Origin of the sequence: Massilia sp. CT11-137 (genome assembly GCF_047302885.1) — a bacterium.
Taxonomy (GTDB): domain Bacteria; phylum Pseudomonadota; class Gammaproteobacteria; order Burkholderiales; family Burkholderiaceae_D; genus Telluria; species Telluria orientalis.
The window spans coordinates 2,618,648-2,638,515 of the sequence record NZ_JBKYMP010000002.1 but is presented as its reverse complement, the minus strand read 5'-3'; the positions used below and the strand labels follow the sequence as shown (position 1 = coordinate 2,638,515).

General features: G+C 68.2%; 20 protein-coding genes. 5 read left to right on the top strand and 15 right to left on the bottom strand.

The genetic code is table 11. The features are described from left to right. Positions 1-152: 152 nt before the first annotated feature. Positions 153-1,631 carry a glycoside hydrolase family 30 protein gene (locus tag ACEN98_RS28525; RefSeq protein ID WP_413388244.1) on the bottom strand — a complete coding sequence of 493 codons (1,479 nt, stop codon included), beginning with the start codon at positions 1,629-1,631 and terminating at the stop codon, positions 153-155. 99 nt (positions 1,632-1,730) lie between these two features. Continuing rightward, complete coding sequence (gene arsC / locus ACEN98_RS28520; protein WP_413388243.1) at positions 1,731-2,078, bottom strand: arsenate reductase (glutaredoxin); 348 nt, start codon at positions 2,076-2,078, stop codon at positions 1,731-1,733. A gap of 160 nt (positions 2,079-2,238) precedes the next feature. On the opposite strand from arsC, the gene ACEN98_RS28515 reads away from it, so the two are divergent. Further along, positions 2,239-2,871: a 1-acyl-sn-glycerol-3-phosphate acyltransferase gene (locus tag ACEN98_RS28515; protein ID WP_413388242.1), complete on the top strand. Its 633-nt coding sequence runs from the start codon at positions 2,239-2,241 to the stop codon at positions 2,869-2,871. Here ACEN98_RS28515 and ACEN98_RS28510 read toward each other — a convergent pair. The 11 genes from ACEN98_RS28510 to ACEN98_RS28460 form a co-directional block, all read right to left on the bottom strand. Next, complete coding sequence (locus tag ACEN98_RS28510; RefSeq protein ID WP_413388241.1) at positions 2,845-3,459, bottom strand: HupE/UreJ family protein; 615 nt, start codon at positions 3,457-3,459, stop codon at positions 2,845-2,847. The genes ACEN98_RS28515 and ACEN98_RS28510 overlap by 27 nt on opposite strands. Positions 3,460-3,471: 12 nt before the next feature. Further along, the gene (ureG, locus tag ACEN98_RS28505) at positions 3,472-4,083 is read right to left on the bottom strand and encodes an urease accessory protein UreG (RefSeq protein ID WP_413388240.1); all 612 of its coding nucleotides are present in this window, start codon (positions 4,081-4,083) and stop codon (positions 3,472-3,474) included. A 13-nt stretch (positions 4,084-4,096) separates the two neighbouring features. Further along, positions 4,097-4,762, bottom strand: a complete 666-nt coding sequence (locus ACEN98_RS28500; RefSeq protein ID WP_413344103.1) for an urease accessory protein UreF — start codon at positions 4,760-4,762, stop codon at positions 4,097-4,099. Then, the gene (ureE, locus tag ACEN98_RS28495) at positions 4,759-5,268 is read right to left on the bottom strand and encodes an urease accessory protein UreE (protein ID WP_413388238.1); all 510 of its coding nucleotides are present in this window, start codon (positions 5,266-5,268) and stop codon (positions 4,759-4,761) included. The genes ACEN98_RS28500 and ureE overlap by 4 nt, the downstream gene beginning before the upstream one ends. Positions 5,269-5,283: 15 nt before the next feature. Beyond that, complete coding sequence (gene ureC, locus ACEN98_RS28490) at positions 5,284-6,984, bottom strand: urease subunit alpha (RefSeq protein ID WP_413388237.1); 1,701 nt, start codon at positions 6,982-6,984, stop codon at positions 5,284-5,286. Continuing rightward, positions 6,985-7,302 carry an urease subunit beta gene (locus ACEN98_RS28485; protein ID WP_413388236.1) on the bottom strand — a complete coding sequence of 106 codons (318 nt, stop codon included), beginning with the start codon at positions 7,300-7,302 and terminating at the stop codon, positions 6,985-6,987. A gap of 7 nt (positions 7,303-7,309) precedes the next feature. Further along, positions 7,310-7,612, bottom strand: coding sequence for an urease subunit gamma (locus tag ACEN98_RS28480; RefSeq protein ID WP_413344107.1), 303 nt, complete (start codon positions 7,610-7,612; stop codon positions 7,310-7,312). Between the two features lie 9 nt (positions 7,613-7,621). Next, entirely contained in the window at positions 7,622-8,446 is an 825-nt protein-coding gene (locus tag ACEN98_RS28475; RefSeq protein WP_413388235.1) for an urease accessory protein UreD, read from the bottom strand. Positions 8,447-8,701: 255 nt separating this feature from the next. Next, complete coding sequence (locus ACEN98_RS28470) at positions 8,702-8,863, bottom strand: hypothetical protein (protein ID WP_156133696.1); 162 nt, start codon at positions 8,861-8,863, stop codon at positions 8,702-8,704. A gap of 91 nt (positions 8,864-8,954) precedes the next feature. Then, complete coding sequence (locus ACEN98_RS28465) at positions 8,955-10,622, bottom strand: SulP family inorganic anion transporter (protein WP_413388234.1); 1,668 nt, start codon at positions 10,620-10,622, stop codon at positions 8,955-8,957. A 14-nt stretch (positions 10,623-10,636) separates the two neighbouring features. After that, the gene (locus ACEN98_RS28460; RefSeq protein ID WP_413388233.1) at positions 10,637-12,073 is read right to left on the bottom strand and encodes a diguanylate cyclase; all 1,437 of its coding nucleotides are present in this window, start codon (positions 12,071-12,073) and stop codon (positions 10,637-10,639) included. Positions 12,074-12,220: 147 nt separating this feature from the next. Here ACEN98_RS28460 and ACEN98_RS28455 point away from each other — a divergent pair, with 147 nt between their 5' ends. The 3 genes from ACEN98_RS28455 (at position 12,221) to ACEN98_RS28445 (ending at position 14,744) form a co-directional block, all read left to right on the top strand. Beyond that, positions 12,221-13,192, top strand: coding sequence for an SDR family oxidoreductase (locus ACEN98_RS28455; protein WP_413388231.1), 972 nt, complete (start codon positions 12,221-12,223; stop codon positions 13,190-13,192). A gap of 163 nt (positions 13,193-13,355) precedes the next feature. Continuing rightward, positions 13,356-14,456, top strand: a complete 1,101-nt coding sequence (locus ACEN98_RS28450; protein ID WP_413388230.1) for a Ku protein — start codon at positions 13,356-13,358, stop codon at positions 14,454-14,456. Next, positions 14,457-14,744: a hypothetical protein gene (locus tag ACEN98_RS28445; RefSeq protein ID WP_413388229.1), complete on the top strand. Its 288-nt coding sequence runs from the start codon at positions 14,457-14,459 to the stop codon at positions 14,742-14,744. Between the two features lie 48 nt (positions 14,745-14,792). On the opposite strand, the gene ligD is transcribed toward ACEN98_RS28445, so the two are convergent. Together ligD and ACEN98_RS28435 are read right to left on the bottom strand one after the other, a co-directional pair. Beyond that, positions 14,793-17,411 (bottom strand): DNA ligase D, encoded by a 2,619-nt coding sequence (ligD, locus tag ACEN98_RS28440; protein ID WP_413388227.1) that lies wholly within the window; start codon positions 17,409-17,411, stop codon positions 14,793-14,795. A 160-nt stretch (positions 17,412-17,571) separates the two neighbouring features. Next, positions 17,572-19,242, bottom strand: a complete 1,671-nt coding sequence (locus ACEN98_RS28435) for a M28 family metallopeptidase (protein WP_413388226.1) — start codon at positions 19,240-19,242, stop codon at positions 17,572-17,574. Positions 19,243-19,453: 211 nt separating this feature from the next. On the opposite strand from ACEN98_RS28435, the gene ACEN98_RS28430 reads away from it, so the two are divergent. Next, a complete protein-coding gene (locus ACEN98_RS28430; protein WP_413388225.1) occupies positions 19,454-19,780 on the top strand; it encodes a hypothetical protein in 327 nt (108 codons plus the stop codon). Positions 19,781-19,868: the final 88 nt, after the last annotated feature.

The following is a 19,868-nucleotide window of genomic DNA, read 5'->3' as shown; positions in this document are numbered from 1 at the left end:
GACTGCACAATGTAACTGAAGTGCGGCGTTCGTGCTGGAGATGCCGCCTGAACGTCGCCCCCGCGGAGGCGGGATGGCGCCACGGGCGCGGCGACGGCTCGAACCTGGATCCCCGCCTGCGCGGGGATGACGGATCATGCGATGAGGATGACTCAGCCGACGATGGTCTGCAGCCCCCGCGCGGGTATCTCGACCGCCACCTCCTGCCGGTCGACGAACAACCGGTAGCGCTGCGGCTGGTCGCTGCGGTTCATGACGACGACGGCGAGGCGCCCGTCCGCGTTGCGGAACGCCGTCGCGTCGAGGGTGCTGCGGCTCGTCGTGGCGCCCACGCGGCGCGCCTTCGGCCGGATGTAGCGGCTGAAGTGGCCGATGGCCGTGTAGATGGGCGTGAACACGAGCTGGCCGTCGTCGCTCGCGTGCAGCGGCGCGAAGCAGAAATTGTTCTTGTGGTTCGGGCCGCCGCGGCTGTCGAGCAGCATGTTCCAGTCGACCCAGCCGCTGGAGCCCGCGTTCAGGTCCGCGATCATCTCGCGGCCGTAGCGTTCGCCGTTGGCCCAGTCCTGCAGGCGCGCGGGATCGAATTTCTCGATGCAGCCTTCCGTCATCAGCAGGTTCACGTCCGGCCAGGCCGCGTGCACGGCGGCGACGTTGCGATGCATGGGTTCGCCGCCCGCCCACGTCTCGTACCAGTGGTAGCCGACGCCCCAGATGTACGGCCGCGCCTTCGCATCCGCGAGAATCGTCGCGGCGCGCTGCGGCAGCAGGTCGCGGTTGTGGTCCCACACGATGACTTTCCTGCCGCCCAGTCCCGCCGCCTTCAGCGCCGGGCCGAGGTGGTCGCCGAGGAAGCGCGTTTCCTCGTCCGCGCTGAAGATCATCGACTCCCACTTCTGCTTCGCCATCGGCTCGTTCTGCACCGACAGGCCCCACAGCGGGATGCCGGCCGCTTCGTACGCCTGCACGAACTTCACGACGTAGCGCGCCCACGTGTCGCGGTACTCGGGCAGCAGGCTGCCGCCGGCGAGCATGCTCTTGTTCGACTTCATCCATGCCGGCGCGCTCCACGGGCTGGCGAACACGCGCAGGTCCGTGCCGTGGGCGCGCGCGGCCGCCAGCGCGGCGCGCAGCAGCGGCACGCGCAGCTTCAGGTCCGGCGCGATGCTGAACGATGAGAGCGACCGGTCGCCGTCGCGCACGTACGTGTAGCTGCCGCTGCCGAAGTCGGAACTGTGGATCGTCGTGCGCAGGATGTTGTAGCCCAGGCCCGCGCGCGGGTCGAAGTAAGCCGCCAGGAATGCCTGCTGCTGCGCCGGGGTCAGGGTCGCGTGGACCTCGGCGACGGCGTCCGTGACGGCGCCGCCGAAGCCGAACACTTCCTGGTAGCGCTTCGACGTGTCGACGAAGACGGCGATGTCCGTCTCGGGCGGCTGGCCCGCCGGCTGGAAGGCGCCGAGCGGACGCGCGGCGAAGCGGTCGGCGCCGGGGGCGGACGTCACGACCTGCCAGCCGGTGCCGCCGGCCGCCGGGGCGGTTGCGGGCGCCGCCGCGGTCCGGCCGGCCACGGCCACCTGTCCGCCCATCAGTGTCGCGGCGCCCAGCAGCCGCATCGCATCTCGTCTCGTCGTCATCGTGTCTCCTGTCTGTGTTGTCGGCCGCGCGATTGGAAACGTTACCAATCGAAGTCGGACGACTATACCACTCGTCGTTTCACGATGTCAAAAGACGTGTCAAAGGATCTCCCGCACCAGCTCGGCCGGCCGGCACAGCCGCACACCCTTGTTCGTGACGACGAACGGACGATTGATGAGGATCGGATGCGCGACCATCGCGTCGAGCAGCGCGTCGTCGGTCGTGGCCGGGTCATCCAGGCCGAGTTCCTTGAACAGCGCTTCCTTGCTGCGCACGGCGTCGCGCACTTGCAAACCCGCGCGGGCGATCAAGTCCTTCAGCTCGTTCCGCGTCGGCGGCTGCGCGAGATAGTCGACGACGCGGGGTTCGGCGCCGGTCGCGCGGATCGTCTCCAGGGTCGTGCGCGACGTGCCGCAGCGGGTATTGTGAAAAATCGTGATATCCATCTTGAAAATCCATGTTTGAGAGGCAAGGATGATACCGACGCGACCGCAACGCTTCCAGTCTTTTTGCTTGTCCGCCTTCTGGTAGCGCTATAAAATGCCCGGTTTGCTTGCCGAGGCGCAATCATCATTGCTTGCAGGCGGCCCGCCGTATGGAGAGAACATGGACGACTACCTGGTGCGCCCCGAGGGGTTGCCGACCTGGCGCCAGCGCGCCGCGCTGCGTCTGCTGAACGCATTCGGCTGGCGCTTCAATTTCAAACCCCTGCCCGGTCCGCACGGCATCGTGGTCGTGTATCCACACACGTCGAACTGGGATTTCCCCATCGGCCTGTTGGCCAAGTGGGCCGTCGGCATCCAGTTCCGCTGGCTCGCCAAGGATTCGCTGTTCCGCGGCCCGATGGGCGCCCTCATGCGCTACTGGGGCGGCGTGGCCGTCGACCGCAGCTCGCCGCAGGGCGCGATCCGGCGCCTCGCGCAGACGATGCACGCGGCCGACTGGTTCTGGCTCGCCATCACGCCGGAAGGCACGCGCAGCTACCGGCCGCACTGGAAGAGCGGCTTCTACCGCATCGCGCTGGCCGCCGACGTGCCGGTGCTGCTCGTCGCGCTCGACTACGGCAAGAAGGTCATCGACGTCACGCGTACGCTGGCGATGACGGGCGACGAGGCGGTCGACATGGCCGCCATCGCGCAGGCGTACGACGGCGTGCGCGCGCTGTATCCGGAGAACGCGGCGCCGATCCGGCTGACCGAACCAGGGTCGCGTTCAGACGACGCCCGCAAGCAGGTATAAGCCGGCCGCGCCGATCGCGACGCCAGCCATCCGGCGCACGCGTTCCCCCGGCAACGCGCCGGCCAGCATCAGCAGGGCGCTCGCGACGAGGAAGCCGGCGCCGCTCGCCATCCCCGCCAGTTCCCGCCCGTGCGCCAGCCCGTGCAGGAACGCGCATCCCCCCACGACGACGATCGCCACCTGCGGCGGCAGGCGCCGCTGCAGGCCCGGCGCGCACGCAACCAGGGCGCCCAGCAGCAGCACGGTCGCGGCGATCGACGTCTCCAGCGCGGGCAGCACGAGGCCCGCGCCGGCGCAGGCCGCGCCGAGCGCCATCATCACGAGGAACGCGGGCGGCAGCACGGCGCCATGGCGCTGCTGCCGGCTCCACAGGCCGACCGCCAGCAGCGCGCACAGGTGATCCAGCCCCGTCAACGGATGCAGCAGGCCGGCCGTGAAGCCGCCGTCGGGATGGCCGGGATGCGCGGCCGCGGGCAGCGCCACGGCAAGGGTCGCAAGCGCGGCGACCGCGCCACCCAGGCGCGTGGACGGACGCGGGCACGGGCCTTCATGACGCACGCGGATGTTCGTGTTGTCGTTCCATTTCATGGCTTTCCCCTTTCATTGGTCAAGTAATCCCTGCTCGCGGATGAAGCAAACGACGGTGTCCACGCCCTCGCCCGTACGCAGGTTCGTGAACACGAACGGCCGCGCCCCGCGCTGGCGCTGTGCGTCGCGCGCCATCACGTCCAGGTCGGCGCCCACGTGCGGCGCGAGGTCCGTCTTGTTGATGATGAGGAGGTCGGAGCGCGTGATGCCCGGCCCGCCCTTGCGCGGGATCTTTTCGCCGCCCGCCACGTCGATGACGTACAGGGTGAGGTCCGACAGCTCGGGGCTGAACGTGGCCGCGAGGTTGTCGCCGCCGGATTCCACCAGCACCAGTTCCAGTGCCGGAAAGTCGGCCTGCAGCCGCGCGATGGCCTCCAGGTTGATCGACGCATCCTCGCGGATCGCCGTGTGCGGGCACCCGCCCGTCTCCACGCCCATCAGCCGCTCGGGCGGCAGCGCATGCGCGCGCAGCAGGATCTCCATGTCTTCGCGCGTGTAGATGTCGTTGGTGATCACCGCCATGTCGTAGCGGTCGCGCATGCGCCGGCACAGCATCTCGCACAGCGCCGTCTTGCCGGAACCGACCGGACCGCCGATGCCCACCCGCAGGGGATTCGATGTCATTGCTTTACCTCTTTCAGGAACGGTATAACCGCCCATGCTGCACCTCGTGCCGCATCGACAGCATGGACAGGCCGGGCGACCAGTTCGACAGGTCCGCATCGGGCAAGGCGCGCGCCGTGGCGGCGGCGCGTTCGAGGTCGGGCCGCAGCGACAGCAGCAGCCGCTGCCCCGCCACCTGCCCCAGCGGCACCGACTTCACGCACACGAGCACCTGGTTCTCGGCCCACGCGAACAGCAGCGCCAGCAGCGCCTCTTCGTGCGGGATGTCGAGCGCGTCGACGGCGCATGCATAGGCGGCCGGCAGCGTCACCTCGTCGCCCAGCAGGCTCACGTCGGCCACGCCCAGCTCCGCGATCAGGCGCGTGAGCGAATAGCCCATCTGGACGGTCTCCGCGCGCGACTCGGCCGTGTCGCGCGACGCGAGGAAGCAGGCGCTCCACTCGTCGACGCCGGCGGCATCGCGCGCGGCGAACGCGTTCAACAAACGCCACAGCAGCGGCGCGTCCCAGCGCGCCAGCACCTGGTCGAGATAGCGCACGAGCCACGCATGCGCGCTCACCGCATCGTGCACGCGGCCTTCCTCGATGGCCGTCTCCAGGCCCTGCGAATAGCTGTAGCCGCCGATCGGCAGCGCCGGGCTCGCGAACTGCAGCAGGTGCAGCAGGCTCGCGGCGTTCATAGGTCCGCCGGACGGTGGATCTTTTGCCGCAGCGGCACGGGCGCCAGCAGGCCGCCGCCGTGGGCGTGATGGCCGTGACCGTGGCCGCCCGCATACGCGCCCGCTTCCGGTTCGAACTTCGCCAGCTCTTCCTCGACGTGCGCGCCCAGGCCCGCCACCATGTCCTTCAGCACCGGATCGACGCGGATGCGCAGCCAGCCCGCGCCGACCTGCGTCTGCGTGTGGCGGTTCCCGAGGTGGAACGCGCAGCGCGCGAGCAGCGTCGGGTTCGCGCAGCGCACGAGATAGGTCGGCTCCGCCGCGGCGACGACCCGCACGACGCGCCCGTCTTCCCCCGCCAGCAGGTCGCCGTCGCGCAGCACCGTGCCGCGCACCAGGAACAGCGCGACTTCCTCGCCGGACGCGAGCCGCGCGCGCTGGCGGCAGCGTTCGCGCTGGTCGTACGGCAGTTCGAGCAGGTCGTGGACGGTGTCCGCGTGGGCGATCTTCGTATGCAGTGACATCATGGTGGCTCCCGATGATCAGAACAGGAAATACCGCTGCGCGAGGGGCAGCACCCTGGCCGGCTCGCACACGAGCAGGCGCCCGTCGGCGCGCACCTCGTACGTTTCCGGATCCACTTCCATGTGCGGCGTGGCCCCGTTGTGGACCATGTCGCGCTTGCGCAATCCGCGCGTGCCGCGCACCGGGATCACGGTCTTCGCCAGTCCCAGCTCGCGCGCGATGCCGAGGTCGAATGCCGCCTGCGACACGAACGTGAACGATTTGCGGAGTCCCCCGCCGAATGCACCGAACATCGGCCGATAGTGCACGGGCTGCGGCGTCGGGATCGACGCGTTCGGGTCGCCCATCAGGCTCGCCGCGATCATCCCGCCTTTCAGGATCATCGACGGCTTCACGCCGAAGAACGCGGGCCGCCACAGCACGATGTCGGCGATCTTGCCCGGTTCCAGCGAGCCCACTGCGTGCGACAGGCCGTGCGCGATGGCCGGGTTGATCGTGTACTTGGCCACGTAGCGTTTTACGCGCGCGTTGTCGCTGCGGGACGAATCGCCTTCGAGCGGGCCGCGCTGCACCTTCATCTTGTGCGCCGTCTGCCACGTGCGGGTGATGGTCTCGCCCACGCGGCCCATCGCCTGCGAATCGGACGACATCATCGAGATGGCGCCCAGGTCGTGCAGGATGTCTTCGGCGGCGATGGTCTCGCGGCGGATGCGCGATTCCGCGAACGCCACGTCTTCCGCGATGGCGGGGTCGAGGTGGTGGCAGACCATCAGCATGTCGAGGTGCTCGTCCAGCGTGTTCACCGTGTACGGGCGCGTGGGGTTCGTCGACGACGGCAGCACGTTGTCCTGGCCGACCGCGGCGATGATGTCCGGCGCGTGCCCGCCGCCCGCCCCCTCCGTGTGGAACGTGTGGATCGTGCGGCCCTTGAACGCGGCCAGCGTGGATTCCAGGAAGCCGGCCTCGTTCAGCGTGTCGGAGTGCAGCGCGACCTGGACGTCCATGCGCTCGGCGACGGACAGGCAGTTGTCGATCGCGGCCGGCGTGCTGCCCCAGTCCTCGTGCAGCTTCAGGCCGACGGCGCCGGCCTCGACCTGTTCTTCGAGCGGCCGCGGCTGGCTCACGTTGCCCTTGCCGAAGAAGCCGAGGTTCATCGGGAACGCGTCGGCCGCCATCAGCATCGAATGGATGTGCCACGCGCCCGGCGTGCACGTCGTCGCGGCGGTGCCCACGGCGGGACCGGTACCGCCGCCCAGCATCGTCGTGATGCCGGACATCAGGGCCTCCTCGATCTGCTGCGGGCAGATGAAGTGGATGTGCGTGTCGATGCCGCCCGCGGTGGCGATCATGCCTTCGCCCGCGATGATTTCCGTCGCGCCGCCGATGGCCATCGTCACGCCGGGCTGGATGTCCGGGTTGCCGGCCTTGCCGATGGCGGCGATCAGGCCATCCTTGATGCCGATGTCGGCCTTGACGATGCCCCAGTGGTCGACGATGACGGCGTTCGTGATCACCGTGTCCATCACGTCCGCGCGGACGCGCTGCGACTGGCCCATGCCGTCGCGGATCACCTTGCCGCCGCCGAATTTCACTTCCTCGCCGTAGATGGCGTAATCCTTTTCGATGTCGATGACGAGCGCCGTGTCGGCGAGGCGGATGCGGTCGCCCGTCGTCGGTCCGTACATGTCGGCATACGCCTGGCGGGAGATCGTGGCCATTCAGGCGCCTCCATCGAGTGGGCCGCCCATCAGGCCCTGGAAGCCATGCACGATGCGCGCGCCGCTCAACGCCACCAGTTCGACGGTGCGCCGCTGACCCGGCTCGAAGCGCACGGCGGTGCCGGCCGCGATGTTCAGGCGCATGCCGCGCGCCAGCTCGCGCTCGAACCGCAGCGCAGCGTTCGCTTCGTAAAAGTGGTAGTGGGAGCCCACCTGCACGGGACGGTCGCCCGCGTTCGCGACGACGAGCGCCACCGTGGGCCGGCCCGCGTTGATGACGATGTCGCCATTCTCGAGGAAGTATTCGCCGGGGATCATGGGGCGCTCACGGGATTGGGTTGTGGACGGTGACGAGCTTGCTGCCATCCGGGAACGTGGCTTCGACCTGGATGTCCGGGATCATCTCCGGCACGCCGTCCATCACGTCGGCGCGCGCCAGGATCATGGTGCCCTCGCTCATCAGCTCGGCGACGCTGCGGCCGTCGCGGGCGCCTTCCATGATCGCGGCCGTGATCAGCGCGACGGCTTCCGGGTAGTTCAGCTTCAGGCCGCGCGCGCGGCGGCGTTCGGCCAGCAGCGCGGCCGTGAAGATCAGCAGCTTGTCTTTTTCGCGTGGGGTCAGGTCCATGGCGATCCTTTACGTATTCCAGATGCGCGGCGGCGTGGCCGGCCGGTCCAGCAGGTGCGGCCGCAGCGCCGTCCACGCCCCCGTCAGCGCGGCACGGGCCCGTTCGCCGTCGTCGCCGAGGAAGCGCGCCACGAACACGTGCTTGACCTGGCTGACGGCGAGGCCCGGATCGACGGCGCGCAGCGCGTCCCGCAGGCCCGCCGGCACCGGCCTGCCGACGGCGACGAGCGTCGCGCAGACGCTGTGTCCCTCCATGCCCAGCGGGCTCGCGAGCAGCGCGGGCGTGGCGCCGCCCTGCTCCCACCACACGGGCCGGCCGTCGATGCGGATGCGCGTGCGCTGCCCCACCTGTCCGCGCGTAAAACGTTCGCCGGACGCGCGGCGGCCGAAGCACAGCACCTCGCTGCCGATGTAGACGGCGCCCGGGGCCAGGTCGACGTCGTGCGCGAGCAACACGTCGGCGCCGTCGTAGACGATGGTTTCCTGCGGCAGCCATTCGATCGCGGCGCCGGGTCCGGCGGCCAGGCGCACGTCCTGGCGCGACGTCCGGCCGTTGGCGCGATACCACTTCGCGGCGCCGGGCGACGTGGCCAGCACGTGGCAGCCGGCCGGCACGTCGAGCGCGATGTCGAGCCGGTCGCCGCCCACGATGCCGCCGGGCGGGTGCACGACGATCACGTGGCAGGTTCCCGGCCCTTCGGGATACAACGCCTTCTGCACGCGCAGCGGCCCGCGGTGCTCGCGCCGGACGAGCCGCGTGCAGCCGCCGTCGCGGGCGAAGCCGAGACGGAGGGATGCGTGCCAGGAGGTGCAGGTTGGATCGTCGAAGGGCATACCCGATGAGTTAGCACGATGCGTGCCACTCGCGGGACGGAGGAACGCGCGGACGCGGCGCACCAGCACGGCACCGGCGGCACCGGAACGGTGCGGGCGCACGCCCGGATCAGGTGATCAATATGATTTCGGCAACGTCAAAGGTGAAGCCGACAGAGGGCCGCGCGTGGCGACCAGGAGAGGAAATCGGAGGGTGTCCGCGGGCCCGACCGGCGATAGCACCGGTCAGGCGGGCGAACCAGGGCCGAAAAAAATTCAGCGGCGGCGGCGCAGCGGGCGGGCGATGCGGACCGGACGCAGGGCGCGTTCGCGGTCGGCGGCACGCTTGTAGGCGGCCAGTTCGAACGTCAGCGCCAGGGCGATGCCGGCCGGGACAGCGGCGGCGAAGCCGAGGGCGAGCAAGGCGACGGTTGACAACAGAATAACGATAGTACTTGGGCGCGGCATGATATCCACCTTTTCTCTAAAACCGTGGTTCCATCCTGCCACAGCTGGGATTTGCTTGCAATCACGTGTCGTGTCGTGCGAGGGCATTCCAGGCATTTGCTGTACTTAAAAAGAGACGTCCGCTGAGCTCACTCAACAAAGTCGACGCGCGCAGGCGGTCCAGCACCGGTCCCTTGACCTCGGCCAGGTGCAGGCGGACGTCGCGCCGGGCCAGGGCGCGATTCAATTCGAGCAACCCGAACAGCGCCGAACTGTCGATGGCGTTCACGGCCGACAGCACGAGCACCAGGTGGCGCGCCTCGCGGTGCGCGGCCAGTTCTTCCTCGATGCGCTCGCTGACCGCTTCGATATTCCCGAAGAACAGCCCCGCGTCCACGCGCAGCAGCAGCACGTTCGGATCCGTCTCGGCCGAGTACCGGTCGATGTTGCGGAAGTGTTCAGTGTGCGGAATCCGGCCCAGCACCGCGATGTGAGGCCGGCTCTCGCGCCAGATCATCGTCCCCAGCGACAGCAGCAGCCCCAGCACGACGCCCGCCTCCACCCCGAGCAGCAGGACGCCGCCGCTAGTGGCCACCAGCGCGAGCGCGTCGGCGCGGTCGTAGTTCCATGCGGTGCGCAGCGTCGACCAGTCCAGCAGGCCGAGCACGGCGACGATGATCGTCGCGGCCAGCACGGGCAGCGGCAGCAGCGCCAACCAGCCGGTGGGCAGCACGAGCGCGCCCGCGAGCAGCGCCGCCGTGATCACGCCCGCCAGCTGGGTCCGCGCGCCGGCCGCGAAGTTCACGGCGGAGCGCGACAGGCTGCCGGTCACGGGAAAGCCGCCGGACAGCGCGCTGCCGACGTTGGCCAGGCCCAGCCCCACGAGTTCGCGGTTCGTGTGCAGTTTTTCGGCGCGCTTCAGCGCGAGCGTCTGCGCACCCGACATCGCGATCAGGAAGCTCATGAAGCCGATCAGGAGGGACGGTTTCAGCAACGCCTGCCAATGCGTGGCGGACGTCGCCAGGCTCAGGCCCGGCAGCCCGGCCGGCACGGCGCCGATCACCTGCACGCCCATGCGGTCGAGGCGCATCGATGCCACGAGCGCGATGCCGCCCAGGACGAGCACCATCGGCGCGAGACGCGCGGCGACGTCGGCCGCGCCGGACGGCATGCCGAGCCGGCGCAGCAGCGGCGCCAGCCAGCGCCGCGCGAACAGCAGCAGCGCGATACTCCCGACGCCCAGCGCGGCGCTGGGACCGTGCACGTGCGGCAGCGCGCCGCCCAGCAGGGTGCGCACCTGCCCCAGCGAGATGACGACGGCGGAGCCCAGCGTGAAGCCGCTCATCACGGGGCGCGAGAAGAAGTTGGCGAGGTAGCCCACGCGCAGCAGGCCGCACGCGAGCAGCACGACCCCGGACACCAGCGCCAGCTGCGCCGCCAGCATGCCGTACAGCGCGCTGCCCGGCGATGCTTGCGGCGCCAGCGCGGACGCCGTCATCAGCGAGATGATCGCCATCGGCCCGACGGATTGCGAGGAACTCGTGCCGAACAGGGCGTACAGCAGCGGCGGCACGATGCTGGCATACAGGCCCGCGACGGGCGGCAGGCCGGCGACGAGCGCGTAGGCCATGCCCTGCGGGATCATCATCATGGCCACGACGATGCCAGCGCCCACGTCGCCCGCGAGATCGTCGCGGCGATACGTCCGCAGCCAGCCGAGCAGGCGCGGATTCGTCGCTACCGTGCGCATCGGCGCGCCGCCGCTCACTGCATCGCCAGTTCGACGCAGTTGCGGCCCGCCCGCTTGGCGCGCGCCAGGGCGGCATCGGTCCGCTGCGTCAGCGAATCGCCGCTTTCCTGCTCGCCCAGCTGGGCCACGCCGAGGCTCACCGTCACGTGGTCGCAGCCGGGAATCTCCGCCTGTTCGATCGCCACGCGCACCTTTTCCGCCATTTTCAAACCGTCGATGGCGCTCGTGTGCGGCGCGATGATGTGGAATTCCTCGCCGCCCGAACGCACGAGGATGTCGCTGGCGCGCAGCACCGCGCGCGTCGTGTCGGCCACGGTGCGCAGCGCCACGTCGCCGACCGGGTAGCCGTACGTGTCGTTGACCGCCTTGAACCGGTCGATGTCGAACGACAGCAGCGCGAGCGGCACGCGGTAGCGGCGGGCGCGCTTGATCTCTTTTTCCAGCAATTCCTCGCCGTGGCGGCGGTTCGCGACGCCGGTCAGCGCATCCGTCGTCGAGATGTACGTGAGGCGCGCCATCAGGTGCTCGTTTTCCTGGCCGATGGCGACGAGGCGCAGGCCGAAGGCGGCCAGGCGCGCCACGTCCTGCAACGTCGCCCACTCGTCCGGCATGAGCTCGCGCGCGGCGCCGAACAGCAGCGACAGCGCGCCGCGCGGCGTGCCGGGACCGTCGGCGGGAATGGGCAGGCCCAGCGCCATCGCGACGCCGTGCGCGCGCAGCCCTTCCGCCAGCGCCGGTTCGCCCGATTGCTCCGGGACTTCGATCAACGCAGCCGCGCCGCCCGCCGCGGCCAGCAGGCCGGGGAATGCGTGGCGCAGCGGCGCCTGCAGGAGGCGGTCCGTGCGCTGCAGCAGCGCGCCGAGCAGCAATCCCTCCGGTCCCTGCTGGGCTTCCAGTTGCAGATCGTTGCCCTCCTTGAGCAGGAAGACGCCCGCATGCAGCACGCCCGGCCACGCGCACAGCGCGGCGCACAAGGCTTCGGACAACGTATGTGCGTCTTCCGCCTCGTCGAGCGCGGCCTGGACGCGGGCGCGCAGGTCCAGCAGGGTGCGCAGGCCGGCGGCGCCGCCCGACGGCGCTTGCGGCTGCGCAAGGCGCCTGCTCACCGCGGCGCGCAGCGCGGCCGCGTCGAGCGGCGTGACGGCATAGTGCACGGGGCCGTGCGCCATCAGCGCGGGCAGCCAGGCGGCGCCGGCGAAAGGACATAACAACAGCACGGGTGCGCCGGCACGGCGAACGACGAGGTCGCCGAGGGCTTCCGCGTCGATGCTGGGCTCGAAGCGGTCGAGGTCAATCACGAGCAGGTCCGGCTGCTCGCGCGCCAGCAGGCTCGCGGCGACGTCGGCACTGTCGGCCAGGTGCAGGCGTGCGAACAGGGAGGCGCAGGCGTCCCCGAATTCGGCGCGCCGTTGCGCCATCGGACTCAGGTAAATCGCGGTCTGCTGCAGCATGAATCACCTCTGGAATACTTTGTTACGCTAACAAGTTTGCCACAAAGCACCTGTAACGGCCAGCAAATGCTCGCAATGTGTGGAAGCGCACCGTCAGCGCGTCCTTCAGGCGGGAATACTGGCGAAATCATGCACAAGGAGACCACCATGGCAATACAGGACGACGCAGCGAACAGGCAGAAGGCCATCCAGAACCGCCAGGACCAGGCTGACGCCAGCATGCAGAAGGGTGACCAGGGGTCGGGCGGCGCAGCCCAGACGGGTATCCAGCAGCCCAGCGGCGACTTCCCCGCCCAGCACCTGGCCAAGCCGGGCATCGAAGCCCAGATGGAGCTGAAGCCGAAGTTCATGGCCGAGCACTACAAGGGCAGTGGCAAGCTGGCGGGCCAGGTCGCCATCGTGACCGGCGGCGATTCCGGCATCGGCCGCGCCGTCGCGATCCTGTTCGCGCGCGAAGGCGCCGACGTCGCCGTCCTGTACCTGAACGAACACGAGGACGCGGCCGAGACGCAGCGCCTGATCGAGGCCGAGGGCACGAAATGCGTGACGGTCGCCGGCGACGTGAAGGACATGGAATTCTGCCAGCAGGCCGTCGACCAGATCGTCGCCAAGTGGGGCCGCCTGGATGTCCTCGTCAACAACGCCGCGTTCCAGGAACACGCCGAGTCGCTGCTCGACCTGACGGAAGACCGCTTCGACGAGACGATGCGCACGAATATCTACGGCTACTTCCACATGGCGAAGGCCTGCCTGCCCTACATGAAGCGCGGCGCCGCGATCATCAACACGGGCTCCGTGACGGGCCTGAAGGGGTCGAAGAAGCTGCTCGACTATTCGACGACCAAGGGCGCCATCCACGCCTTCACGATGTCCCTCGCCGCCAACCTGCTGGACCAGGGCATCCGCGTGAACGCCGTCGCGCCGGGCCCCGTGTGGACGCCGCTGAACCCGGCCGACCAGTCGCCGGAAGACATCACCAAGTTCGGCCAGAGCACGACGTTCGGCCGTCCCGCGCAGCCGGAAGAGCTGTCGCCGGCGTACGTCTACCTGGCATCCAACGTCTGCTCCGGCTATGTGACCGGCGTCGTACTCCCCATCACGGGGTCGGTCGGCGAATAATTGTTGGCTTAACGGGGCCGCGGAGAACCGTAGCGAGCGGCGGCAGATTTGGCCGAGAAGCGCAGCCGTACATCCGGTACGGCTGGTCCGCCACTGCGGAGCATCGCAGGCCGAATATGCAACGCGCAGTAGGTTCTCCGCGGCCCCACTGAGGGAGGCGCACATGGCAAGGAGTATGTGGAAAGGTGCGATCAGCTTCGGGCTGGTGCACATCCCGGTCGAGATGTATCCGGCGGCGAGCGACCAGGGGCTCGACCTGTCGATGCTCGATCGGCGCGACTTCGCGCCGATCGGCTTCAAGCGCTACAACAAGGCGACCGGCAAGGAGGTCTCCTGGGACGACATCGTCAAGGGCTATGAATACAGCGACGGTGAATACGTCGTCCTGTCCGACGAAGACCTGCGCCGCGCCAACCCGGAAGCGACGCAGACGATCGACATCATCGCGTTCGTGAACGCCGAGCAGGTCCCGCTGATCTACTACGAACAGCCCTACTACCTCGCGCCCGGCAAGGGCGGCGACAAGGTCTATGCGCTGCTGCGCGAGACCTTGCGCGACGTCGGCAAGATCGGCATCGCCAACGTCGTCATCCGCGTCAAGCAGCACCTCGCCGCCCTCGTCTGCGTGGGCGACACCATCGTGCTGAACACCTTGCGCTACCCGGACGAGATCCGTCCCACCGACGAGCTGAAGATCCCGGCGGCGGACTCGAAGGCGGCGCAGGTCACGGAGAAGGAATTGCAGATGGCCAGGGCGCTCGTCGAAGGCATGAGCGAGAAGTGGAAGCCGCAGCAGTACCACGACACGTACCGCGAGGACGTGATGGCGCTGATCAAGAAGAAGATCGCCGCCAACCAGACCAAGACACTCACCGAACCGGAGCCGGAAGAAGAGAAACCCGCCAAGTCGAACGTCATCGACCTGGTCTCGCTGCTGCAGGCCAGCCTCGGCAAGAAGCCTTCCAAAGCCGCGGCGGACGACGATGACGACGACGAACCGCCGCCGCGCAAGGCGAGGAAACCGTCTGAGGACGACGAGGATACCGACAAGGACACGGGCAATCGGCCGCCGCCACGCGCGCGCAAGGCGCCTTCGCATGCGGCCACGCACGCGAGCGCAAAACGTACGTCAGCGGGCACGCCAGCGGCCAAGTCGGCCGCGACGAAGACGGCGGCGAAGACGGCGGCAAAGAAAAACGCCGCGAAAGCCGCGCCAAAACCCGCGGCGAAAGCGGCGCCCGCCCGGCGCAGGAAGGCCGCCTGAGTGGATCCCGATACGCTGCTGGACCTGCTGCAATGGCCCGCGATGGCGGTCACGCTGGTGGCCGCCTTCCTCGTCGGCGCCCGGCACGCGAAGAAACGCGTGGTCGGGTTCTGGACCTTCATCCTGAGTAACGTGCTGTGGATCGTGTGGGGCGTGCACGACGAGGCGTGGGCGCTGATCGCGCTGCAGGCCGGCCTCGCGGCGATGAACGTGCGCGCGATCTTCCGCAACGAGCGGGGCGATCCGGCGGATGAACAAGTCGACGCAAAGCGGCGTACTACCCGATAGTGGCGCCGGACCTTTCGCACGTCGTTCCCGCCTCCGCGGTAACGACGATCATTTTTTCTCCGCCTTGAACCCCAGCGCCTTCATCGCCCTGGTCAGCGTGACCGCGCTCTTGTCGTAGTCCGCCCACGGCGCATTGCCCTCGTCCAGCCGGGTGTGCACGTTCTTGACGGTCCACTGGCTGCCCGACTTCAGCTTCGGCAGTTCTTCCCAGCGCACGGGCACGGAGATGCCCAGGCCCGGACGCGCGCGCGCCGACCACGCGGCCACCGTCGTCGCGCCGCGCCCGTTGCGCAGGTAGTCGATGAAGATGCGGCCCACGCGGTTCTTCGCGCCGCTCTTGGCGGAGAAGCGGTCCGGGATCGTCTTCGCCAGGTGGGTCACGATCGCGCGCGAGAAATCCTTCACCGTGTCCCAGTCCAGCTTGGGCTTCAGCGGCACGACCACGTGCAGGCCCTTGCCGCCGCTCGTCTTGAGGAACGGGTTCAGCCCCAGCTCCTCCAGGAACGCACGCACCAGCTGGGCCGCTTCCCGCACCTTCGCAAACTCGACGCCCTCGCCGGGGTCGAGGTCGAACACCATGCGATCCGGCGTGTCGTAGTGTTTCGACGTCGCGTTCTGGCTGTGGATCTCGACGACGTTCCATTGCGCGCTGGACAGCAGGCCTTCGATCGTCGCGATCTCCGTCATGCGCGGGTGGTCCGGGTCGAGCGCCTGATCCATCTGCGCGACGCCGGGCATCTTCGCGGTGTCCGCGACGTGCTTCTGGAAGAACAGCTCCTTGCCGATGCCGTCGGGCGCGCGCACCAGCGAGACCGGGCGGCCCTTCAGGTGTTCCATCATCAGTTCGCCGACCAGCGCGTAATACCGCACCATCTCGACCTTCGTGACGCCGCTTTCCGCATCCATCACGCGGTCGCCGTGCGTGACCTTGAACGTGGCGGGCAGATTGCCCGGCAAGCCGCTCTCCGGCTCGGCCTTCTTCGCCGTCCGCTTGTTCGTCGTCCGCTTGTTCGTCGTCTGTTTAGCGGCGGGTTTCGCATTTTCCACGGGCGCCTCCTGCATGTGCCTGGGCAGTTCGCGCACGACGCTCTTCGCCGGCTTGTCCTTGCGCAGGCCCTGGAACACGGGGTGGCGGATGGAGTCGGTGGCCGTCCATTCCGAAAAGCTGACTTCCGCGACCAGCTCCGGCTTCACCCAGTGGTTCGTCCGTCCCGGCACGGCGCGCGCCGGGAACGGATTCTCGTCCGTCTCGATCGCTTCCAGCACCTCGCGCATGTGGCGCAGCGACGCGCCGTTGAACCCGCTGCCGCAGTTGCCCGCGTAGCGCAGCACGCCGTCCTTGTCGTAGTACCCGAGCAGCAGCGAGCCGATGCCCGTGCGGGCGCCATGCGGATCGGTGTAGCCGCCGATGACGAATTCCTGGCGCTGGCCGCATTTCATTTTGATCCACTCGGGCGAGCGGCGCGTGACGTAGCGCGAGTCCTTGCGCTTGCCGATCACGCCTTCCAGGCCGATCTGGCACGCGGCCACGACGAGCTGCGCCGGGTCCGTCCCGAATTCGGCGGAGAAGCGCACCGTGTCCGACGGCCGCGCCGCCAGCGCCTCCTGCAGCAACGGACGCCGCTCGTCGAGCCGCACGTCGCGCATGTCGTAGCCCTTGAAGTACGGGGCGTCGAATATGAAATAAACGATTTGCGCGCTGTTGGAGCCGTCGAACGCCAGCTGCAGCTGGTTGAAATTCGGCTTGCCGTTCTCGTCGTGGACGACGATCTCGCCGTCGTACCAGCCGTCCGGCAGTTTCATCCGGCGGATTTCCTGCTGCAGCGGTTTCAGCTTGTCGGTCCAGTCGTTGCCGTTGCGGGTGACGAGGCGGACGTCCTTGCCCTGCACGCGCGTGACCATGCGGTAGCCGTCGAACTTGATTTCGTAGATGTAGTTTTCCGGATCGGCGGGCGGGCCGTCGACGAGCGTCGCCAGTTCGGGCGTCAGCGTCTCCGGCAGGTCGGCCTTGACGGCGCCGGCGGGCATGGCGCCGCGCTTCGGTTTCGCCGCCTTTCCGGGCACCGGCTTGTCGGCCTTCGGTTCCTCCACCTTCACCTCGGCGCCATGCTCCGGCATCGGCAGATCCTTCACGCTGTCGGGGAATTCGTCGACGACGGAGAATTCGGCGGCCGGCTTCGCGTATTCGTCGTTTTCCTTGATGAGCAGCCACGGTTCCTGCTTGTCGTCTTCATGGCCGCGCAGGCGCACGAGCACCCAGCGGCCGTGCATCTTGTGGCCGTGCATCTCGAACTTGATCTCACCTTTCTTATAACCCTGGCGCGGGTCGCCGACGGGCTCCCACGTCCCTTTATCCCAGATGATGACCTTGCCCGCGCCGTACTGGTGCGGCGGGATGGTGCCTTCGAAATCGGAATACGAGATGGGATGGTCTTCCACGTGCACGGCCATGCGCCGGTCGTGGGTGTCGTAGCTGGGGCCTTTCGGTACGGCCCAGCTCTTCATGACGCCATCGAGTTCCAGACGGAAATCGTAATGCAGGCGGGAAGCCCAGTGCTTCTGGATCACGAAGGTGAGAAGGCCCTTGCTGACCTCCCCACCCTCTGCGGGCTCGGCAGTGATCTTGAAATCGCGCTTGGCCTTGTACAGCTTTAACGGGTCGGGCATGGCATCACCTCTGCAGTGTGTGCCTTAGTGTAGGCAGTAGCTGCAGACGCGACTGTTCGCTGGCTAACTCTATGTGGTGCGCGTGGGCACGGGGTGCCCACCCTACGTGCAACTCGAGCGTAGTCCGCGTGGGCACGGGGTGCCCACGTTCGTATGCATGTTACTTGCGTTCCGCGGCGGTCTGGTCGCGCGCCGCACGGAACTCGGAGTCCTTCGACCAGTTCGGCCAGGCACCCGAATCGGCCAGGTCGCGGCCCACCGAATACAGCACGCCGAGATCGCGCGCCATGCCGGTGAACGGCCACGAGGCGCTCCACTCGTCGGCCGGCTGGTGGTACGCGACGGACACGTAGTTGTCCTCGGCCGCCTTGCCCGCCGCGACGCCGCCCTGCTCCCAGTCCTCGCCCGAACCGAACGAGATCGCCGGCACGCCGTGCTTGGCGAACGGGAAGTGGTCGGAGCGGAAGAAGTGGCCCGCTTCCGGTTTCGGGTCGGCCGAGTAGCGGATGCCGTTCGCCTTGGCCTTCGCGACCAGCTGGTCGAGCAGGTCGAGCTTGGCACTGCCCGAGATCGTGAAGTCGCGCGACGGGCCGTACGGGCTCAGCGCGTCCATGTTGATCACGCCGACCGTCTTGCCCAGCGGGTAGACCGGGTTGTTCGCATAGTATTCCGAACCCAGCAGGCCCTTCTCCTCCGCCGTCACGGCGAGGAAGACGACGCTGCGTTTCGGCGCCGGCGCCTTGGCGTAGGCACGGCCCAGTTCCAGCAGCGCGGCGATGCCGGTGGCGTTGTCGACGGCGCCGTTGTAGATCTTGTCGCCCTTCGCGTCCGGCAGGCCGACGCCCAGGTGGTCCCAGTGGCCGCTGTAGATCACGACCTGGTCCGGGTGCGCGCTGCCCGGACGCACGGCCAGCACGTTCTTCGACGTGATGACCTTGGCGTCGACGGCGTAGTGCGCGGACATCGTCACGCCCTTCAGCTCGACCGGCTTGAAGGCGCGCGCCTGCGCCTGCTTCTTGAGCTTGTCGAAGTCGAGGCCGGCGCGCTTGAACAGGTCGACGGCGACGTCGCGCTGGATCCACGCTTCCACCGGCGCGTGCGCTTCCAGCGGGTTCTTGCGCACGATGTCGTACTGGACGTTCGTGTTCGAATTCTTCACCGTGGCCCAGCCGTACGACGCGGGCGCGGTCTCGTGGACGATCAGCGTGCCCAGCGCGCCGCGGCGTGCCAGTTCCTCGAATTTATAGGTCCAGCGGCCGTAGTAGGTCATGGCCTTGCCGCCGAAGTCGCCCTTGCCGGTCTCGAAGTCCGGGTCGTTGATCAGCACGACGGCCAGCTTGCCCTTCAGGTCCTGGCCCTTGAAATCGTCCCACTTGCGTTCCGGTGCCGTCACGCCATAGCCGACGAACACGAGCGGCGCATTCTTGAAATCGACGCTCTTCGCGCCCGTCATCGCGGCGCGCACGGCGACTTCGTTACCCTGCGTGAAGGCTTTCGTCGTGCCGCCGGCCGTGACGGACACGTCGACCGGGCCGCTGATCTCGAAGCGGCCCAGCGGGACGTCCTGCGTCCAGCCGCGCTTGCCGTCGACGAGGTCGCCGCCCGGCTGCAGGCCGGCCTGCTTGAACTGTTCGATGATGTAGTTGACGGTCTTCGTCTCGCCGGCCGTGTTCGGGCCGCGGCCTTCGAACGCGTCGGACGACAGGACTTTCACGTCCTGCGACAGGATTTTCGGATCGATGTGGACGGCGTCTGCGGCCTGGGCGGCCAGCGCCGCGGTGGCGAGCGCGATGGCGGTCAGGGTGGTACGGAGGGAAGTTTGTAGTGTCACGAGCGGTCTCTTGGGCGTCGAATTATTGGATGGGCACGGATAGTGCCGCCAAAGTATCGTTCGAATGATTTCCACTGTCAAACATCGTTCCGACAAAAGGATTTCCGTACGTACACTTGTAACGGGATGTAAAGGAACGTCAACCACGCGCCGCATGGCCGCGTTTCTGGCCTAGTAGCACACTTTAACGACACCTGAAGGAAATGCCGCCATGAACAAAATCGTCGCCACCCTGATCGCAGGCCTGTTCGCCACCTCGGTGTACGCCCAGACGACCGCCACCCCGGCCACGCATGCCGAAGTCAAGGCCGACAAGAAAGCGGCGAAGGCCGAGGTCAAGGAAGAGAAGGCCGACGTGAAGGCCGACGCGAAGCTGGAGAAGAAAGCCGCCGAAGCCAATGCGGACGTCGCCGTCGCCAAGGCCGACGCCGCGAAGACGAAAGCCAAAGCACACAAGAAAGCCGCCAAAGCCAAGGCGGAAGCCGCAGCCGACAAGGCCGAGGCACACGCAGACCAGAAAGCCGCCGCTGCCAGGTAAGCCCCCTCCGGTAGCGCACAACCGGCTCAAGCCCCTCCATCCTCCGAAGACAGGGTTCGCCCTGTCTTTTTTTCGTCCGCGATCTACA